Annotated in this window: 17 protein-coding genes and 1 tRNA gene; 8 read left to right on the plus strand and 10 right to left on the minus strand. The window is 68.8% G+C overall.

Features of this window, described 5'->3' with window-relative positions:
* Positions 1–45 precede the first annotated feature (45 nt).
* Positions 46–1,116, minus strand: coding sequence for a TIGR04053 family radical SAM/SPASM domain-containing protein (locus ACZ48Y_RS09165; protein ID WP_464740593.1), 1,071 nt, complete (start codon positions 1,114–1,116; stop codon positions 46–48).
* A 90-nt stretch (positions 1,117–1,206) separates the two neighbouring features.
* Positions 1,207–3,795: an ATP-dependent chaperone ClpB gene (gene clpB / locus ACZ48Y_RS09170; RefSeq protein ID WP_464740595.1), complete on the minus strand. Its 2,589-nt coding sequence runs from the start codon at positions 3,793–3,795 to the stop codon at positions 1,207–1,209.
* 84 nt (positions 3,796–3,879) lie between these two features.
* On the opposite strand from clpB, the gene ACZ48Y_RS09175 reads away from it, so the two are divergent.
* From ACZ48Y_RS09175 to ACZ48Y_RS09195, 5 genes are all read left to right on the plus strand, one after another.
* The gene (locus tag ACZ48Y_RS09175) at positions 3,880–4,251 is read left to right on the plus strand and encodes an acyl-CoA thioesterase (RefSeq protein ID WP_464740597.1); all 372 of its coding nucleotides are present in this window, start codon (positions 3,880–3,882) and stop codon (positions 4,249–4,251) included.
* The gene (locus ACZ48Y_RS09180; RefSeq protein WP_464740599.1) at positions 4,244–4,906 is read left to right on the plus strand and encodes a Clp1/GlmU family protein; all 663 of its coding nucleotides are present in this window, start codon (positions 4,244–4,246) and stop codon (positions 4,904–4,906) included. The genes ACZ48Y_RS09175 and ACZ48Y_RS09180 overlap by 8 nt, the downstream gene beginning before the upstream one ends.
* A gap of 100 nt (positions 4,907–5,006) precedes the next feature.
* Positions 5,007–6,047: a cytochrome c oxidase subunit II gene (gene coxB / locus ACZ48Y_RS09185; RefSeq protein WP_464740601.1), complete on the plus strand. Its 1,041-nt coding sequence runs from the start codon at positions 5,007–5,009 to the stop codon at positions 6,045–6,047.
* 9 nt (positions 6,048–6,056) lie between these two features.
* Positions 6,057–8,432 carry a cbb3-type cytochrome c oxidase subunit I gene (locus ACZ48Y_RS09190; RefSeq protein ID WP_464740603.1) on the plus strand — a complete coding sequence of 792 codons (2,376 nt, stop codon included), beginning with the start codon at positions 6,057–6,059 and terminating at the stop codon, positions 8,430–8,432.
* A gap of 63 nt (positions 8,433–8,495) precedes the next feature.
* The gene (locus ACZ48Y_RS09195) at positions 8,496–9,875 is read left to right on the plus strand and encodes an FAD-binding oxidoreductase (RefSeq protein WP_464740605.1); all 1,380 of its coding nucleotides are present in this window, start codon (positions 8,496–8,498) and stop codon (positions 9,873–9,875) included.
* 23 nt (positions 9,876–9,898) lie between these two features.
* Here ACZ48Y_RS09195 and ACZ48Y_RS09200 read toward each other — a convergent pair whose 3' ends face one another.
* Genes ACZ48Y_RS09200 through ACZ48Y_RS09220 form a run of 5 tightly spaced genes read right to left on the minus strand, consistent with a single transcriptional unit; the run spans position 9,899 to position 14,139 of the window.
* On the minus strand, positions 9,899–10,648 hold the full coding sequence (locus ACZ48Y_RS09200) for a cytochrome c biogenesis CcdA family protein (protein ID WP_464740607.1): 750 nt from the start codon (positions 10,646–10,648) through the stop codon (positions 9,899–9,901).
* Positions 10,645–11,181, minus strand: coding sequence for a TlpA family protein disulfide reductase (locus tag ACZ48Y_RS09205; RefSeq protein ID WP_464740609.1), 537 nt, complete (start codon positions 11,179–11,181; stop codon positions 10,645–10,647). Before ACZ48Y_RS09205 ends, ACZ48Y_RS09200 begins: the two co-directional genes overlap by 4 nt.
* Before the next feature lie 18 nt (positions 11,182–11,199).
* On the minus strand, positions 11,200–12,762 hold the full coding sequence (gene merA, locus ACZ48Y_RS09210) for a mercury(II) reductase (RefSeq protein ID WP_464740611.1): 1,563 nt from the start codon (positions 12,760–12,762) through the stop codon (positions 11,200–11,202).
* Between the two features lie 34 nt (positions 12,763–12,796).
* The gene (locus tag ACZ48Y_RS09215) at positions 12,797–13,690 is read right to left on the minus strand and encodes a hypothetical protein (protein ID WP_464740613.1); all 894 of its coding nucleotides are present in this window, start codon (positions 13,688–13,690) and stop codon (positions 12,797–12,799) included.
* 41 nt (positions 13,691–13,731) lie between these two features.
* Positions 13,732–14,139 (minus strand): heavy metal-responsive transcriptional regulator, encoded by a 408-nt coding sequence (locus ACZ48Y_RS09220; RefSeq protein ID WP_464740615.1) that lies wholly within the window; start codon positions 14,137–14,139, stop codon positions 13,732–13,734.
* Between the two features lie 26 nt (positions 14,140–14,165).
* On the opposite strand from ACZ48Y_RS09220, the gene ACZ48Y_RS09225 reads away from it, so the two are divergent.
* A complete protein-coding gene (locus ACZ48Y_RS09225; RefSeq protein ID WP_464740617.1) occupies positions 14,166–14,381 on the plus strand; it encodes a hypothetical protein in 216 nt (71 codons plus the stop codon).
* On the opposite strand, the gene ACZ48Y_RS09230 is transcribed toward ACZ48Y_RS09225, so the two are convergent.
* Positions 14,378–14,692, minus strand: coding sequence for an FUN14 domain-containing protein (locus ACZ48Y_RS09230; RefSeq protein WP_464740619.1), 315 nt, complete (start codon positions 14,690–14,692; stop codon positions 14,378–14,380). The genes ACZ48Y_RS09225 and ACZ48Y_RS09230 overlap by 4 nt on opposite strands.
* A 22-nt stretch (positions 14,693–14,714) precedes the next feature.
* On the opposite strand from ACZ48Y_RS09230, the gene ACZ48Y_RS09235 reads away from it, so the two are divergent.
* On the plus strand, positions 14,715–14,942 hold the full coding sequence (locus ACZ48Y_RS09235; RefSeq protein WP_464740621.1) for a hypothetical protein: 228 nt from the start codon (positions 14,715–14,717) through the stop codon (positions 14,940–14,942).
* An 8-nt stretch (positions 14,943–14,950) separates the two neighbouring features.
* A complete protein-coding gene (locus tag ACZ48Y_RS09240) occupies positions 14,951–16,132 on the plus strand; it encodes an MFS transporter (protein ID WP_464740623.1) in 1,182 nt (393 codons plus the stop codon).
* A 30-nt stretch (positions 16,133–16,162) separates the two neighbouring features.
* Here ACZ48Y_RS09240 and ACZ48Y_RS09245 read toward each other — a convergent pair.
* A tRNA-Val gene (locus tag ACZ48Y_RS09245) sits at positions 16,163–16,239 on the minus strand.
* A gap of 37 nt (positions 16,240–16,276) precedes the next feature.
* Positions 16,277–17,092 (minus strand): HpcH/HpaI aldolase/citrate lyase family protein, encoded by an 816-nt coding sequence (locus ACZ48Y_RS09250; protein ID WP_464740625.1) that lies wholly within the window; start codon positions 17,090–17,092, stop codon positions 16,277–16,279.
* Positions 17,093–17,097: the final 5 nt, after the last annotated feature.

Here is a 17,097-nt window from a genome sequence, read left to right on the forward strand (position 1 = left end):
TCAAGGGGGCCCGGGGTCGTCCCCGGGCCCCGCGTTGGGGTCGCCTCAGGCGGGGCTGGCCTCGCGCCAGGCCGCCGGAACGTAGGCGCAGCGCGGCTCGGAGGCGAAGGGATCGCCGAGCTCGGCCCAGGCCCGGGCGCGGCTGCCCCAGCAGACGTCGCCGAACTCGCAGACCCGGCACTTCCCCTTGAGCTGGCTGCGGTCGCGGAGCCTCTTGAAGAGTTCCGAGTGCCGGTAGATCTCCAAAAGCGGCTTCTCCTTGATGTTCCCCGCGGAGAGGGCCAGGAAGCCGGAGGGGTAGACCTCGCCGGTGGCGGAGACGAAGACGAAGCCGTAGCCGTCGTGCATGTGCACCCCGCGCTTGTTCTGCACCAGGGCGTGGTCGCCCTCCTGGCTCTTTGCCCGCTGCTGGATCACCACCCGGCGGAAGTGAGGGGCCTCGGTGGTGCGGATGTGCAGCTTGTGGGTCTTGGAGACCTGGTAGAGCCAGGTGAGGACCTCCTCGTACTCCTCTGGGCTGAGCTGCTCAAGCAGCGCCCCGCGGCCCACCGGCACCAGGAAGAAGACCTCCCAGGCGCTGATCCCCAGGTCCCGGCCGAGGTCGGCGAGCTTCGGGAGCTCGGGGCGGGTGGTCTTGGTGACGGTGGTGTTGATCTGGGTGGCCAGCCCGATCGAGCGGGCGTAGCGAAGGGCATCCACCGCCAGCTCGAAGGTCCCCGGCACCCCGCGGAAGGTGTCGTGGGTCTCCGGGGAGGCGCCGTCCAGGCTGATCGCCATCGCGTGGATCTCGAGCTCCTTGAAGCGGTCGATGACCTCGTGGGTGAGCAGGGGGGTCACCGCCGGGGTGATCCCGACCTTGATCCCCAGCTCGCGGGCCTTTTCCAGCACGTCCCAGAGGTCCGGCCGCTTCAGGGGGTCGCCGCCGGTGGGGAGGAGGATCGGCTTGGGCCGGTAGGTGGCGAGCTCCTCGAGGAGGCGGAAGGCGTCCTCGGTGGTGAGCTCCCCGGGCAGGGGGTCGGGCTCGGCGCTGGCCCGGCAGTGCTTGCAGGCCAGGTCGCAGGCGTGGGTCATCTCCCAGGCGACGAGGAAGGGGTAGCGGTCGAAGTCCGGGCGCATGCCTTAGTTTCGTCCGCTCTGCACGGGACATTTGTCCTAACGGCAAAGCGCCCCCGGCCTGGCCGGGGGCGCTGCGGCGGAGGGGGGGGATTAGGCCTCGGCCTTGGTCTCCTCGGCGGGGGCGCGGTGCTCGACCTCGAACGCGAGGCCCTGCTCGCCGCGCTTGACGACGACCTTGTCGCCCTCCCGGACCTCGCCGGCGAGGATCTTCTTGGAGAGCGGGGTCTCGAGCTCCCGCTGGATCACCCGCCGGAGCGGCCGGGCGCCGAAGACCGGGTCGTAGCCGCGCTCGCCGAGCCATTCCTTGGCCTCGGGGGTGAGCTCGAGCTCGATCTTCCGCTCCGCGAGCCGGGCCCTGACCCGATCGACCAGGAGGTCCACGATCTGGATGATCTGCTCCTTGGTCAGCGGCTTGAAGATCACGATCTCATCCAGCCGGTTCAGGAACTCGGGGCGGAAGTTCTGCTGCAGCACCGCGAAGACCCGTTCCTGGATCGCCTCGTAGGGGAGGTGCTCCTTGATCCCCTCGAGGATCAGGTGGCTGCCCAGGTTGGAGGTCATGATGATGATCGTGTTCCTGAAGTCCACGGTGCGGCCGTGAGCGTCGGTGAGCCGCCCGTCGTCGAGGATCTGCAGCAGGATGTTGAAGACGTCGGGGTGGGCCTTTTCGATCTCGTCGAAGAGGATCACCGAGTAGGGCTTCCGCCGCACCGCCTCGGTGAGCTGGCCGCCCTCTTCAAAGCCGACGTACCCCGGAGGCGCGCCGATCAACCGGGCCACTGAGTGCTTTTCCATGTACTCGGACATGTCGATGCGGATCATCGCATCCTCGGTGTCGAAGAGGGTCTCCGCCAGGGCCTTGGCCAGCTCGGTCTTGCCCACGCCGGTGGGGCCGAGGAACATGAAGGAGCCGATCGGCCGGTTGGGGTCCTTGAGCCCCGCGCGGGCGCGGCGGATCGCGTCGGAGACGGCCTGGATGGCCTCGTCCTGGCCGACCACGCGCCGGTGCAGGGCCTCCTCCAGGCGCAAGAGCTTCTCGCGCTCGCCCTCGAGCAGCTTGGCCACCGGGATGCCGGTCCAGCGGGAGACGATCTCCGCGATGTCCTCGGCGGTGACCTCGAGGCGCACGTACTTGGCGTTCCTCAGCTTCTCCGAGAGCTCCTCGACCTTCCGTTCCAGCTCGGGGAGCTTGCCGTAGCGCAGCTCCGCGGCCTTGTTGAGGTCGTAGTTGCGCTCGGCGAGCTCGATCTCGCGGCGGACCTCGTCGAGCTCCTGCTGCGCCTGGCGGAGCTCTTTAAGGATCTCCAGCTCGGCCAGCCACTCGGCCTTCATCTCCTCGATCTTCTTGGTGAGCTCCGCGATCTCCTTCTCGATCGCCTCGAGCCGGGCCTTGGAGTCGGGATCGGTCTCCTTCTTCAGGGCCTCGCGCTCGATCTCCAGCTGGAGCTTTTTGCGCTCGAGCTGGTCGATCTCTTCGGGCTGGCTCTCGAGCTGCATCCGGAGCCGGGCGGCGGCCTCGTCGATCAGGTCGATCGCCTTGTCCGGGAGGCGCCGGTCGGAGATGTAGCGGTGGCTGAGGGTGGCCGCGGCGATGATCGCCGGGTCGGAGATGCGCACGCCGTGGTGGACCTCGTACTTCTCCTTGATGCCGCGGAGGATGGTGATCGTGTCCTCGACCGAGGGCTCGTCGACCAGGACCGGCTGGAAGCGGCGCTCGAGCGCCGGGTCCTTCTCGATCTCCCGGTACTCGTCGAGGGTGGTGGCGCCGATCAGCCGCAGCTCACCGCGGGCCAGCGCGGGCTTGAGCATGTTCCCCGCGTCCACCGCGCCCTCGGCCTTACCGGCGCCGACGATCGTGTGCAGCTCGTCGATGAAGAGGATGACCTTGCCCTCGCTGGCCACGGTCTCCTGGATCACCGCCTTGAGGCGCTCCTCGAATTCGCCGCGGTACTTCGCCCCGGCGAGCAAGGAGCCCATCTGCAAGGCGATGATGCGCTTGTCCTTGAGGCCCTCGGGCACGTCGCCCTTGACGATGCGCTGGGCCAGCCCCTCGACGATCGCGGTCTTCCCCACGCCGGGCTCGCCGATGAGGACCGGGTTGTTCTTGGTGCGCCGCAGGAGGATCTGGATCGTGCGCCGGATCTCCTCATCCCGGCCGATCACCGGGTCCAGCTTGCCCTCCTCGGCCATCCGGGTCAGGTCGATGCCGTACTGCTCTAGGGCTTCAAAGGTGCTCTCGCTGTGTTCGCTTTCCACTTTCCTGCCTCCTCGTACTTCCTGAATGATCGCTTTGAGCTTCTCCGGACTGGGCAGCCCGGGGTAGCCGCTCTCCGCCAGCGCCAAGAGCAACACGTCGACCGCGACGAACTTATCGCCCCATTCGGCGGCGATCTGCTCGGCGCGGGCGATCGCCTGGTGCAGGCGGTGGCTGATGTGGGTGCCGCCCTCGACGCCCTCGACCCGGGGTTTTTGCGCGAGCTCGCTCTGGATCTGACGCTTCAGCGTCTCGGGGTCGCCGTCGGCGGCGACGATCAGCTTGTAGGGCAGGCTCGCCGGGTCCTTGAGCATCACCAGGAGCATGTGCGGGATGTCGATCTCCTGGTGCTTCATCTCCCGGGCTAGGACTTGCGCCTGGGCCAGGGCCTGCCGGGCTGCTTCGGTCCATTTGTCCAGGTTCATGCTCCCACCTCGCTCGCAAATATCATAAAGGTTGATAATATCCGTGTCAACTGCAGGGGACCGGCAGAGGGTAACCTGGGGCCCATGGAGGCCGAAGCGCGCACCCTCGAGCTCGTCTTTCCCTCCCACGCCAACCCCATGGGCAACGCCTTCGGCGGGTTCGTCGTGGGCCTGATGGACAAGGTCGGTTCCTACGCCGCCGTGCGCCGGGCCAAAAAGCCAGTGGTCACGGTGGCCATCGGCGAGGTCGAGTTTCACGTTCCGATCAAGGTCGGCGACCTGATCGAGGTCGTGGCCCGGGTGGACCGGGTGGGCCGGACCTCGATCACCGTCCTCGTCGAGGTCTACAAGGAGCGCTTCGTCGAGGGCGCCAAGACCCGGCAGCTGGCGACCCAGGGCCGCCTCACCTACGTCGCGGTCAACGAGGCCGGCGAGCCGGTGCCGGTGGATGGCTGAGCGGATCCTCCTCGTCGGTCCACCGGACGTCGGCAAGTCCACCCTGGCCCGGCGGCTGGCTGAGGCGCGCGGCCTGGCCCTCCTGGACCTCGACGTGGGCCAGGGGGACCTTCCCGGGGTGGTCACGCTCTTTTCCGGCGGCCATCCCCAGGTCCGGCTCCTGGTGGGCCGCGTCAGCCCCCGCGGGGCCGAGGGCTGGCTGCTGGCGGCGAGCGCCCGGCTGGCCCGCCTCGCGCAAGAAGGCTTCGTCGCCGATAGCGACGGTTGGCCGGAGCCCAGGTTCCGCTACCAGCAGGCCGAGGCGCTTGGTGCACAGCACGTTTTGAGCTTCGACCCCGGGTTCTTTGCGGCCTTTGCTTGGCGTGAGGACCTGGCCCTTTCGTGCCTCCATCCGCTGGCCGGAGCGCGGCGGCGCACCCTGGCCGAGCGCCGGGCCCATCGCCGGGCGCGGCTTGCCGCGCACTTCGCCGGGGCGGTGTTTCGCCTGCTCCCCCGGCCGCCGGGCCGGGCCGAGTATTTATTCGCGCTTTTGGATGGCGCGGGCCTCTTTCTGGGCTACGCCAAGCTCGTCGCCGAGTTCGGCCGCGAGGGGCTCTACCGCACGCCGGTGACCGCGCCGGTGGCCAGGGTGGTGCCCACCTGGGTGCGGGATTAAGGCCTCATTCGCCCCTGGCGGGATCGCCCCGGTGGGGGTATGCTCTATGCTCAGGGACAGTTGTCCTAGGAGCAAAGATGAGGACGTTTTGGGAGGTTCTATGAACAAACGCGCTGTGGTTGGCCTGCTCTTGCTGGCATTGGGGATCGCGCTGGCGCATAACGTCACGATCCTCGGCGACACCCCGGTCAACCGGGAGGTGGCCGCGCTCTTGAAGTGGGTGCTGGCCTTCTCGGTGGTGATCTTCGCCGGGGTCGCGGGCTTTTTGCTCTACACCATCGTCAAGTTCCGCGCGTCGCGGGCGCACGTCGCCGGCGCCGAGGACGAGGCGCTGCCCACCCAGTTCCACGAAAACCCCAGGCTGGAGTTCATGCTCACCCTGATCCCCTTGCTCATCGTGCTCGTGCTCTTCGTCCTGACCGCGCAGGCGCTGGTCAAGATCAACCGCCCGATCGCCGGGACCATGCCGGTCGAGGTGATCGCGCGCCAGTTCTGGTGGGACTTCAAGTACCCCGAGGAGGGCGTCCGTCTCTCCAGCGAGCTGGTCATTCCCGTGGGGCGGCCGGTCGAGGCCAAGCTGACCGCGGCCGACGTCATCCATTCCTTCTGGATACCGAGCCTCGCGGGCAAGACCGACGCGATCCCGGGGGAGACCACCTACAACCGCTTTCTGGCCACCAAAGAAGGCAACTACTACGGCTACTGCGCGGAGCTTTGCGGGCCTTCCCACGCCAACATGCGCTTTCGCGTGATCGCGCTCGACCCCCAGGACTACGAGCGCTTCATGAAGGCCTATCAGGCCTACCGGGCTCCGGAGCCCCAGACCGCGGCCGCGGTTCGGGGGCAGAAGCTCTTCATGACCCGCTGCGCCGCCTGCCACACGGTCAAGGGCACCCCGGCGGCGGGGGTGATCGGCCCCGACCTCTCGCTCCTCGGCAACCGGGTCACCCTGGCCAGCGGGATCATGGAGAACACCAAGGAGAACCTCAAGGCCTGGATCAAGGACCCCGCCGCGTTCAAGCCGGGGGTCCAGATGCCTTCCTTTAAGGACCTCTCGGACGCCGACCTGGACGCGCTCGCGGCGTATCTGGAGTCGCTCAAGCTCGAGGGCTTCGACTTCAAGGCCCTGCCTAAGTACTAGGAGGAGACGATGGCGAGCACGATTGCGACCGAATCCCGCGGCTTTTGGCCCACGGTCTGGGAGTGGCTGACCACCGTCGACCATAAGAAGATCGGCATCCTCTACACCGTCACCGCCTTCGTGGCCTTTGGCGTCTCGGGCATCCTGGCCTGGCTCTTCCGGCTGCAGCTCGCGGCGCCCAGCTCGAACTTCATCACCGGCGACACCTTCAATGAGCTGATCACCATCCACGGGGCGATGATGCTCTTTTTCTTCATCATCCAGGCCGGCCTCACCGGCTTCGGCAACTTCCTGGTGCCGTTGATGCTCGGTGCCCGCGACGTCGCTTTGCCCCGGGTGAACGCCTTCTCCTACTGGACCTTCCTCTTTGCGATCCTGCTGGTCCTCGCGGGGGTCTTCTTCGGCCAGCTCCCCGAAGCAGGCTGGACCTTCTACTACCCGCTCAACCAGTCCCTGGGCTCGGCGTTCTACTTCACCTCGATCCTCTTGCTCGGCATCTCGTCGCTGCTCGGCAACGCCAACTTCGTCGCCACGATCTACAACCTTCGGGCCAAGGGGATGAGCCTGTGGCAGATGCCAATGTACGTCTGGTCGGTCTTCGCCGCGAGCATCCTGAACCTCTTCTCGCTCGCGGGGCTGACCGCGGCGACGCTGGTCACCCTCTTGGACCAAAAGCTCGGCATCACCCTCTTCGACCCCGCGCTCGGGGGCGACCCGGTCCTCTTCCAGCAGTTCTTCTGGTTCTACTCCCACCCCACGGTCTACGTGATGCTCCTGCCGTACCTGGGCATCCTCGTCGAGGTGGCCTCGACCTTCGCGCGCAAGCCGATCTTCGGCTACCGGGCGATGGTCTTCGCCCAGCTTGGGATCGTCCTCTTGGGGCTCTTGGTCTGGGCGCACCACATGTTCACCGTCGGCGAGTCCACGATCTTCCAGCTGGCCTTCGCCTTCTTCACCGCGCTCATCGCGGTGCCCACCGGGGTCAAGCTCTTCAACATCCTGGGCACGCTCTACGGCGGCAAGCTGGTGATGCAGACCCCGCTTTTTTGGGTGCTGGGCTTCATCTTCAACTTCCTCATCGGGGGCATCACCGGGGTGATGCTCTCCATGGTGCCCCTCGACTACCAATTGCACGACTCCTACTTTGTCGTCGCTCACTTCCACAACGTGCTCATGGCAGGCTCGGCGTTCGGCGCCTTCGCCGGGCTTTACTACTGGTTCCCGAAGTTCACCGGGCGCATGTTCGACGAGCGGCTGGGCAAGCTGCACTTTTGGTTCTTCCTCTTCGGCTACCTCTTCACCTTCCTGCCCCAGTACGCGATGGGCTTTTTGGGCATGCCCCGGCGCTACTACACCTACCCCACCGAGGTCCCCGGCCTGCTGAGCCTGAACCAGGTCTCCACCTTCGGCGCGACGCTGCTCCTGATCGGGGGGCTGATCTGGGCCTACAACATGCTGCGTTCCTGGACCTCGGGACCGCGGGCGCCGGAGAACCCCTGGGGCGGCTGGACCCTGGAGTGGCTCACCGCCTCCCCGCCCAAGCCCTACAACTTCGACGTCAAGCTGCCGAGCCTCTTCAAGTCGGCGCGGCCGCTCTACGACTGGGCCCGCGAGGGGGTGACGCTGGAAAAGGAGGACCCCAGCCACATCCACCTGCCGCGGCCCTCGATCTGGCCGCTCTTGACCTCGATGGCGCTCTTCGTGCTCTTCCTGGGGCTCGCCGGCTGGAGCTGGCCGAATCCGGTGATGCTCGTCGGGGCGCTCTTGACCGTGGTGGGGCTGATCGGCTGGGCGCTCGAGCACGAGTACGAAGACCCCGAGCACGCCCACCACGAAACCCTAACCGGGAAGTCCAACGCCTTCATGGGCACGGTCTGGTTCCTCTCCTCGGAGATCGGGCTCTTTGCCATCCTGCTCGCCGGCTACCTCTACTTGCGCCTCTCCGGGAACGCGGTGCCCCCGCCCGAGCGCCCCGCGCTCTGGCTGGCGTTGGTCAATAGCTTCTTCCTGGTCAGCTCCTCCTTCATCGTGCACAGCGCCGCCCACGACCTGAAGAAGGGCCGCTTCAACAGCTTCATGGTCGGCCTGCTGACCACGATCGTCTTCGGGCTGATCTTCCTCGGCATCCAGACCTACGAGTTCATCACCGCCTACCACCACCTGCCCTGGACCGAGAACCTCTGGATGAGCGCCTTCTTCTTGATCGTGGGTTTGCACGGCCTCCACGTCCTGATCGGGGCCACCGGCCTCACCCTGGCCTACCTCCAGGGGCTCTTGGGCCGCCTTGAGCCCAAGAACCCCGGTACCCTGGAGTCCGCAAGCCTCTACTGGCACCTGGTGGACGGGGTCTGGCTGGTCATTCTGGCGCTCTTCTACTTCTGGTAAACGGCGCCGGGACACAAGGACGCGGCCGGTTTTTCCGGCCGCGTTTTGCGCTAGGCTTGAACCATGCAAAAGGAGCTCCTTGCGGCGTTCGGCGAGAAGGTGAGCTTCAACCCCTCGGTGCTCAAGGCCCATGGCCGCGACGAGGGCTACCCTGAGGTGCGTCCGGTGGACGCGGTGGTCTTCGCCGAGTCGGTGGCCGACGTCGAGCGGCTGGTGCGCCTGGCGCCGGAGCTTGGTTTCGTAATCATCCCCTTCGGTGCCGGCACCAGCCTGGAGGGTCACCTCCTGCCCGAGGTCCGGCCCGCGGTCAGCCTTGACCTCTCGCGGATGGACCGGATCCTCGAGGTCCGCCCCCAGGACTTCCTCGCCGTCGTGGAGCCCGGGGTGACCCGCGAGGCCTTGAATAAGCGCCTCAGGCCCCACGGCCTCTTCTTCCCCGTCGACCCCGGGGCCAACGCCAGCCTGGGGGGGATGGCCGCGACCAACGCCTCCGGCACCACCACCGTGCGCTACGGGGGGATGCGGGCGAACGTCCTCGCCCTGGAGGCGGTGATGCCCACCGGGGAGCGGGTGCGCTTTGGCCGCCCGGTGCGCAAGACCAGCTCGGGCTACGACCTCAAGGACCTGATGATCGGCTCCGAGGGCACGCTCGGGGTGATCACCAAGCTCTACCTCAAGCTGCACCCCCTCCCTGCGGCGGTGCACGCCTTGCGGGTCTTCTTCCAGAACGTCGAGGACGCCGCCCAGGCCAGCTACGCCCTGATGGGGGCGGGGCTTCCGGTGGCCCGGCTGGAGCTCTTGGACGCGCGCTCGATCCGCGCGGTCAACGCCTACGTGGGCACCGCCTACCCCGAGGCCCCGGCGCTCTTCATCGAGTTCCACTCCTCGACCCCGGGCGCGCTGGAGAGCGAGCGGGAGACGGCCTTGGAGCTGATCGCCGAGCACGCCCCCCTGGAGGTCAGCACCGCCAGCAGCGAGGCCGAGCGCCGTGAGCAGTGGGAGGCCCGGCACCAGGCCTACTGGGCACTGGTGCGGCTCTTTCCCGAGCACGCGTTCGTCATCACCGACACCGCGGTGCCCCTTTCCCGCCTGCCCGAGCTGGTGGCCTTCGCCGCGCGGCTGATGGACGAGATGAAGCTTGAGGGCGCGATCCTGGGCCACGTCGGCGACGGCAACTTCCACACCATCGTCGCCGTGCCCGAGGCCCGCTATCCCGAGGCCGAGGCCTATGCCGAGCGCCTGGTCGAGGAGGCGCTCGCGCTCGACGGCACCGCCACCGCCGAACACGGGGTGGGGCTCAGGAAGCGGAAGTTCATGCCCCGCGAGCACGGCCCGGCCCTCGCCTGGATGCGCCGGCTCAAGGCGGCCTTCGACCCCCAGGGGATCATGAACCCCGGCAAGATCCTGCCGGACTCGGCGCTGCCCCCCGCCGACCGCGGGTAGGTCGCGCTCCCCGTGGCCGCGCGCTACGGCGGCGTTGGGGGTGTCTGGCGCAGGCTGCGGAGCACGCGGGCGAGCGCGAGCCCCAGAACCAGGCTGGCGCCGGCGAGCGGCCAGGCGAGCGGTTTGACCGCGAGCAAAAACTCCAGGGCGTAGCCGCTCAGGTAGCCCCCCGCGAGGAGCAAGAGCGTGCTCCCCAGGGCGGGCAGCGTCTGGCCAGCGCGTCGCAAGAGCCGGAGGGCCTCCTGCTGGCCGACGCCGACCAGCACCCCCACCGCCATCAGCACCGCGGCCATACCGGCCCCGTAGGCGAGCAGGGCGGCCAGGCCCGCGAGCGGGCCTTTGGTGAAGGCCAACCCGGTCACCGCCAGGAAGATCGGTAGGGTGCAGCCCAGGCTGGCGAGACCGTAGGCGAGACCGAAGAGGTAGAACTCTCCAAAACCGGCCCGGGTGGGGGCCCGGACCCCAGTACCGAGGCTGGGGGCGTGGCCCGTCAGGCTCGCGACCCCGTAGGCGACGAGGCCCGCACCAAGGAGCAGGTCGAGGTAGGGAAGGTAGCCGCCCAGGGCGGTGCCGGCCAGCGAGAGCGCGAGCCCCACCAGGGCGAAGGTGGACAGCGCCCCCAAACCCAGCCAAAATCCCAGCAAGAGCCCGGCCCCGGCCCCACCCCGCTCCCGGATCAGGAAGCGCCCCAGGGTGGCCGGCAAGAGCGCAAACCCGCAGGGGTTCAGGGTGGCGAAGGCGCCCGCGGTGAGCGCGTAGATGAAAAAGCTCACCGTCCCACCTCCACGAGGGCGAAAGCCCGGCGCCAGGTCGCCTCGTTGGCCGGGGCCAGGCTCTTCCAGCGCAGGGTGCCGTCAGGGCCGATCAGGTACTTGGTGTCCAGCGCCTGGACCTGGTAGCGCAGAACCATCGTCCCCGGGTCCTTGGCGTAGTACCAGCGGCTCGGGAAGCCGTAGCGATCGCGGAAGGCCCGGATTGCGTCCAGCCCCTCGTTGGGGTCGACGAAGACCACCAGCACGCCCGGACGGACCCGGGCCGTCTGTTCGAAGCGGGTCAGGGCCTTCAGCCCCTCGACGCAGGGAATGCACCAGGTGGCGGTAAAAAAGAGCAGTCCCGGCCGATCCGCGGTGAGGGTGGAAAGGTCGACGGGGCGGCCCCAGACGTCGGTGAGCGCAAAGGAGGGCGGGCGGTCGCCGATGTCCAACCCCACCCCTCCGTTTCCACGGCTTCGCACCCGGTACCCGATGATCGCGACCGCGATCACCAAGAGGACGGCCAGGACCCACCAAGGCGTCGGACGTTTCACGCAGCACCACCTCCCCGGTTAGGCGCAGCAGGAGAGCCGCTTGACGTCGGTGTCCATCGCCTGGGCCACCAGCCGCACCCCTTCGGCGAGGGTCAGGTAGGGGTGCAGGAGCCGACCCAGCTCGCGGTAGTGAAGCCCGCCCAGGATGGCGATCGCGGCCTCCTCGATGACCTCCCCGGCCTCCGGCGCTAGAACGTGCAGGCCGAGCACCCGGCCTTCGGCGTCGACCACCAGCTTGAAGGCGCCCCGGGTGTCGAAGGCCGCAAGGGCCCGTGGCAGCTCGGAAAGGTCCAGCCGGGCGGTGCGCACCCCCTCAAAGCGCGCTCGGGCCTCGGCCTCGGTCAGGCCCACCGCGGCCAGGGCGGGATCGGTGAAGGTGACCCGGGGGACCGCCGAGAGCGCGAGGGTCTCGCTGGCCCCGAGGGCGTTCCGGGCGGCGACGCGGCCGGACTGGGCAGCGACGTAGACCAGCTGGGGCAGCCCGGCCACGTCTCCGGCGGCGAAGACCCGGGGGTGGCTGGTGCGAAGCCGGTCGTCGGTTTGGATGAATCCGCGGGGATCGGTGGCGATCCCCGCCGCCTTAAGCCCCAGCCCCTCGGTGCGGGCGCGGCGGCCGGTGGCCACCAGCAGCCGCTCGGCGTGGAAGACGCCCTGGTCGGTGTGGACCGCCTCGCCCTCGACCCGCTCGATCCGCACCCCGGTGTGGATCTCGAGCCCCTCGGCCTCGAGGTAGCCTTGGAGCGCTTCGCTGAGCTCGGCCTCCTCGGCGGGGAGGATCCGGGGCTGGGCCTCGAGCACGGTGACCCGGCTCCCCAACCGGGAATAGGCCTGGGCCAGCTCCAGCCCCACCGGACCGGCGCCGATCACGATCAGGCGCTCCGGCCGGGTTCGGGCGGTGGTGGCCTCGACGTAGGTCCAGGGCGCGGCCTCGGCGAGACCGGGAATGGGGGGGAGCGAAGGCTTCGCGCCGGTGGCCAGCAGGTAGGCCCGGGCGGGGAGGGGGCGGCCGTCGACGGTCAGGGTCTCGGGGCCTTCGAACCGGGCCTGCCCCCGGATCAGGGTCACCCCGGCGGCCTCGAGCACCGCCGCGTACTTCTCCCGGCGCAGCTGGGCGACGAGCGCGTCGCGGGCCGCGGCGACCTCGGCGAAGTCCACCGCGGTCCCCTGGCTCTCGATGCCCGGAAAGCGCGGCTGGGCGGCGCGGTGGGCGGCCTCCCCGGCACGCAACAGGGTCTTGGAGGGGACGCAGCCCACGTTGACGCAGGTCCCTCCCAGGGTTCCAGCCTCGACCACCGCAACCCGGGCCCCGCGGTCACGGGCCTCGAGGGCCGCCGCCACCCCCGCGGCGCCGGAGCCGACGATGACCAGATCGAAGGGCCCGGTTTCTTCCAGGGGGGCGACGCCGTAGCCGACCTCGTTGACCGCCGCGGCGATCGCCGAAACGGGGGCCTCGCCCTCGATCTCGGCCAGGCCACGCGTCGCGTCGACGCGCACCCAGCGAACGCCGGGCAGCTTCTCGATCGCTCGGGCGACGGTCTCGGCGCAGTGGGCGCAGGTCATCCCTTCGACGCGAAGCTTCATGCCCGCACCCTAAACCCTGGAGCTAGCTCCAGGGTCAATAGGGGAGGCCGAGCGCGCGGATCTTTTCGGTGACCCAGGCCAGGGCCTCCGAGCCGGGGTAGGTGATGCCCGAGTGATCCTCGTCGGCCACGTGGGTGTAGATGCCGCGCTCGCTGCCGTCGAGGCGCTTGTTATCGGTGTAGTCGAAGACCAGGCTGGCGTTGCCCTCGGGCGCCACCTCGCTGGCCAGGAGCCGGGCGGACTGGACCTCGAGGTTGACCAGGGCGTTGTCGTAGGCCACGTCCTTGGCGCTGTAGCTCGAGGTCCACCACCAGGAGGTCTTGATGCGTTCCACGTCGCAGGCCTTGGAGAGGTCCACCGGCCAGGGGTTGCCCCAGTTTTGGTAGTACCAGCTGAAGTAGGGGGCGTTGTCGTCCTCCCAGAGGGCGCAGATCCCGTCGAGGTCGATGAGGTAGGCAAAGCGCCAGTCGGGATGGGCGCGGAGGAGGTTGTGCGTCCAGTTGGTGCCGTGAGAGTGCCCAAGGAGCACCAGCCGGGCCGAGGGCCAGGTCTGCCGCACCCAGGCGACGTCGGCCTCGATCTGCAAGAAGCCGTACTCCGTTTGCCCGCTGATCGGCGAGGTGTGGTTGAAGAGGTGGGCGGCGTAGCTCGCGTAGGCCACCGAGGCTCCGAGGTCCAAAAAGGCCTGGGCCACGGCCCGGACCGTGCCCCGGGGGCCGAGGTAATCGTAGTTGCCGTCCGGAGCGCTGTCGCAGGGCACCCCGCAGCGGCCGCTGACGGCGAAGATCACCACATCCGGGGTGGCGGCGGGGGCCAGTTCGGAAAGCGCGACCGGCGGGCGGGGGGTGACGGCGGCGGGGCTCGGAGCCTGGCTGCAGGCCGCAAGCAGGAGGACGAGGCTAAAGAGCGGATACCAAAGGCGTTTCATAGGTCCCCTCCAAGAACGGGCACCCTGTTATAACACGCCCGCTAGGAGGGGAGGTAGACGCAGGGCTCCCCCTCGCAGGGGGCGTCGGGGTGGGCCTTTGCCCAAGCCAGGCTGGCGCGCAAGCGGTCCCGGAGGGCGGAGAGCGCGGCGAGTTGCGCCTCGACCTGGGCCAGCTTGGCCGCGAGCGTGGCCTGGACGTGGACGCAGGGCTTCTCCCCAGCCTCCAGCACCGCGACCAGCGCCCGGATCTCCTTCAGGGTCAGACCCGCGGCCTTGGCGCGGCGGATGAGCTCGATCCGATCGAGGTCGGTCTCGCGGTAGATGCGGTAGCCGCTTTCGCTGCGAACCGGCTTCAAGAGCCCTTCGCGCTCGTAATAGCGCAGGGTGTCCCGGCTCAAGCCCGAGCGCCGGGCCAGCTCGCCGATGCGCATGTCCTTATTATCCCTCACATCCAAGCGCCGTCTAGAATGGAGGCGTGAACTTCGACTACGGACGCTTGCGCGTGTACCGCCTGCCAGGCTGGGCGGCTTGGCTGTTGCTCCTCGCGGCCGCGGTGCTCGGCCTCTTCCTCGCGGTCTGGTTTCTGGCTACGACCCTGGTGCTGGCGTTGATCCTGGTACCGGCGGTCTACCTCTGGCTTTGGTGGCAGCGCTTCAAGCTACGGCACCGCCGCCTGCCCCCGCCCTACTAGCCGCGCCTGAGGCCCAGGACGAAGCCGGTGATGAAGCCCCCGGCGAAGGGGCCGTTGTAGGTCAGGATCGCGAGCAGGCGGTCCCAGAGGCCCTTGAGCGTGTCCGGCTGCAGGAAGGGTTCGACGTCCTTTTGGATGCGGGTCCAGTGGACCTCGAGGTAGCCGGCGTAGGCCAAGAGCTGCACGCCGATGAAGAAGAGGCCCAGGACCAGGGCGAAGAGCTTGCCCACCTTCTTCAGGGCATAGCCGCTGACCAGTCCGGTCAGCCCGCCGAAGCCCAGCTGGCTGATGATCGGTCCGTAGACCTCCATGCCCCCTTATCATAGGCGAGGCATGGAAAGGGTGCTGATCACCGGGGACGACCGGGAAGGAGCGAGGGTCGCGATCCTCGACCGCTTGGAAGCGGGGCGGACCATCGCCGAGGCGCTCGGCGGGGTCTTCATCCGGGCCGAGCTTGCCGACGAGACGGCGCGGGCCCGGGCGTCCTTGATCACCGGCGCGATCCTCACGGTGGGCGGGGGGAGGACCGCGAGCTTCGGGATGGTTGGGCGGCTGGATTAGGAGGCGGGATGCGGATTCCAAGGAACGTCTGGGCGGCGAGCCTCACCAGCTTCCTCACCGACGTCTCCTCGGAGATGGTGCAAAACCTCGTCCCCCTCTTCCTGGCCAACGCCCTGGGGGCGAGCAGCGCGGTGATCGGTCTGATCGAGGGGGTGGCGGAGGCGCTGGCCTCGCTTTTGAAGGTGGTCTCCGGCCACCTCTCCGACCGCCTGGGGCGGCGCAAGGCCCTGGCGGTCTTCGGCTACTTCCTTTCCGCGGTCTCCAAGGTCGGCTTTTACCTGGCCCGGGCCTGGCCCCAGGTGGCCCTCGCTCGCTGGGGCGACCGGCTGGGCAAGGGGGTGCGCACCGCGCCCCGGGACGCGTTGATCGCCGACTCGATTAGCGAGGCCCACCGCGGGCTGGCCTTTGGCCTGCACCGCGCCGCCGACACCGCCGGGGCCCTTGTCGGCGTGCTCATCGCCCTCGCGGTGGTGCACCGGGTGCAGGGCGAGGCGCCGCGGCTTTCGGCCGGGACCTTCCACCAAATCGCCCTTTACAGCCTGATCCCCGCGTTCTTAGCGGTCCTCGCCCTGGCGCTTTTGGCGGAGGAGCCAAAACGCGCGCAAAAAGCTCGCGAGCGGGCCGCCCGCGCGCGGGTTTCCGACCTCGGCCGGCCGTTCTTGGTCTTTTTGGGGCTGGTCCTGCTCTTCGAGCTCGGCAACTCCGCGGACGCCTTCCTGGCCCTCCGGGCGCAGACGCTGGGGGCCAGCGTGGTCGAAATCCTGGCGATGATCGCGCTTTTCAACCTGGTCTACGCGCTCGTCTCCACGCCCGCCGGGGCCCTTTCCGACCGGGTGCCGCGCAAGGCGGTGATCCTCACGGGCTGGCTGATCTATGCCCTGGTCTACTTCGCCGCCGCCCTCGCGAAAGGGGAGGCGGCGATGTGGGGGGTCTACGCCCTCTACGGGGCCTACTACGGGGTGGCCTACGGCACCACCCGCGCCTACGTCGCCGATCTCGTCCCCGAGGCGCTTTGGGGCACCGCCTACGGGGCCTACGCGACTGCGGTGGGGCTGATGGCCTTCCCCGCGTCCTTCCTCGCCGGGCTGCTCTGGGACGCCTACGGGCCCGCCGCGCCCTTTTTCTTTAGCGGGATGTTGTCCCTGATCGCGGCCTTCGGCCTCTGGCGTTTCCGGCCGTCCGGGGGATGAAAAAAGGGCCCGGATTCCGGGCCCTTCGCCTGGTGGGCGGTACTGGACTTGAACCAGTGACCTCCCGCGTGTGAGGCGGGCGCTCTGGCCAGCTGAGCTAACCGCCCAAGCGCCCCTGAGCTTAGCACCTATGGGGATTTTAGGTCAAGACGCGGCCTCGTCGAGGACCCCTTGGGCCCACTCGACCACCGGGAGGTCGATGAAGCGCCCGTCCTTGAGCCGGGCGACGGCGCGCCCGGCGCGCTTTGCGGCCTCCCAGGCGGCGAGCACCTCCCGCGCCGCCGCGATCTCCTCCGGGGTGGGGGCGAAGGCGCGCCGGACCACCGGGATGTGCTTGGGGTGCAAAAGGGTCTTGCCCATGAAGCCGAGGTCGCGCTCGAGCCCGGCCTCCTCAGCGAGCCCTTCGGCGTCCTCGAGGAAGGGCCAGACCCCGCCCACCGGGGGCCGGATCTCCGCCGCGCGGCTGACCGCGACCAGGTGAGCCTTGGCGTAGAGGAAGGTCTCCTTGCGGTAGCGACCGCGGATGTCCTTGAGGTAGTCGAGGGCGCCGAAGATCAGCGCGTAGACCCCGCCCGCCTTGGCAATGGCCAGGGCCTGGGTGAGGCCCGCGGCGCTCTCGATCATCGGCGCCAACCAGCCCTCGAAGCGTTCGCTCACCGCCGCGACCTCCCCCGGGGCCTCGATCTTGGGCAGGACCAGCCCGAAGGGGGCGGCGGCGATCGCGGCCTCGAGGTCCTCCTCGAAGGCGTCCTCGAAGGGGTGGTTGATGCGGATGAAGACCCGCGGCTTGGGGGAAACGTCCGGGGATTCGAGGACCGCCAGGGTGCGCTCGCGGGCGAGGGGCTTGGCGGACTCCGCGACCGCGTCCTCCCAGTCCACGATCACCGCGTCGGCCTCGCTTTGTAGCGCCTTTTTCAGCTTCCTTTCGTCGTCTCCGGGGACGAAGAGCCAGGTGCGCATGGGGA

Source organism: Rhabdothermus arcticus (assembly GCF_055382915.1).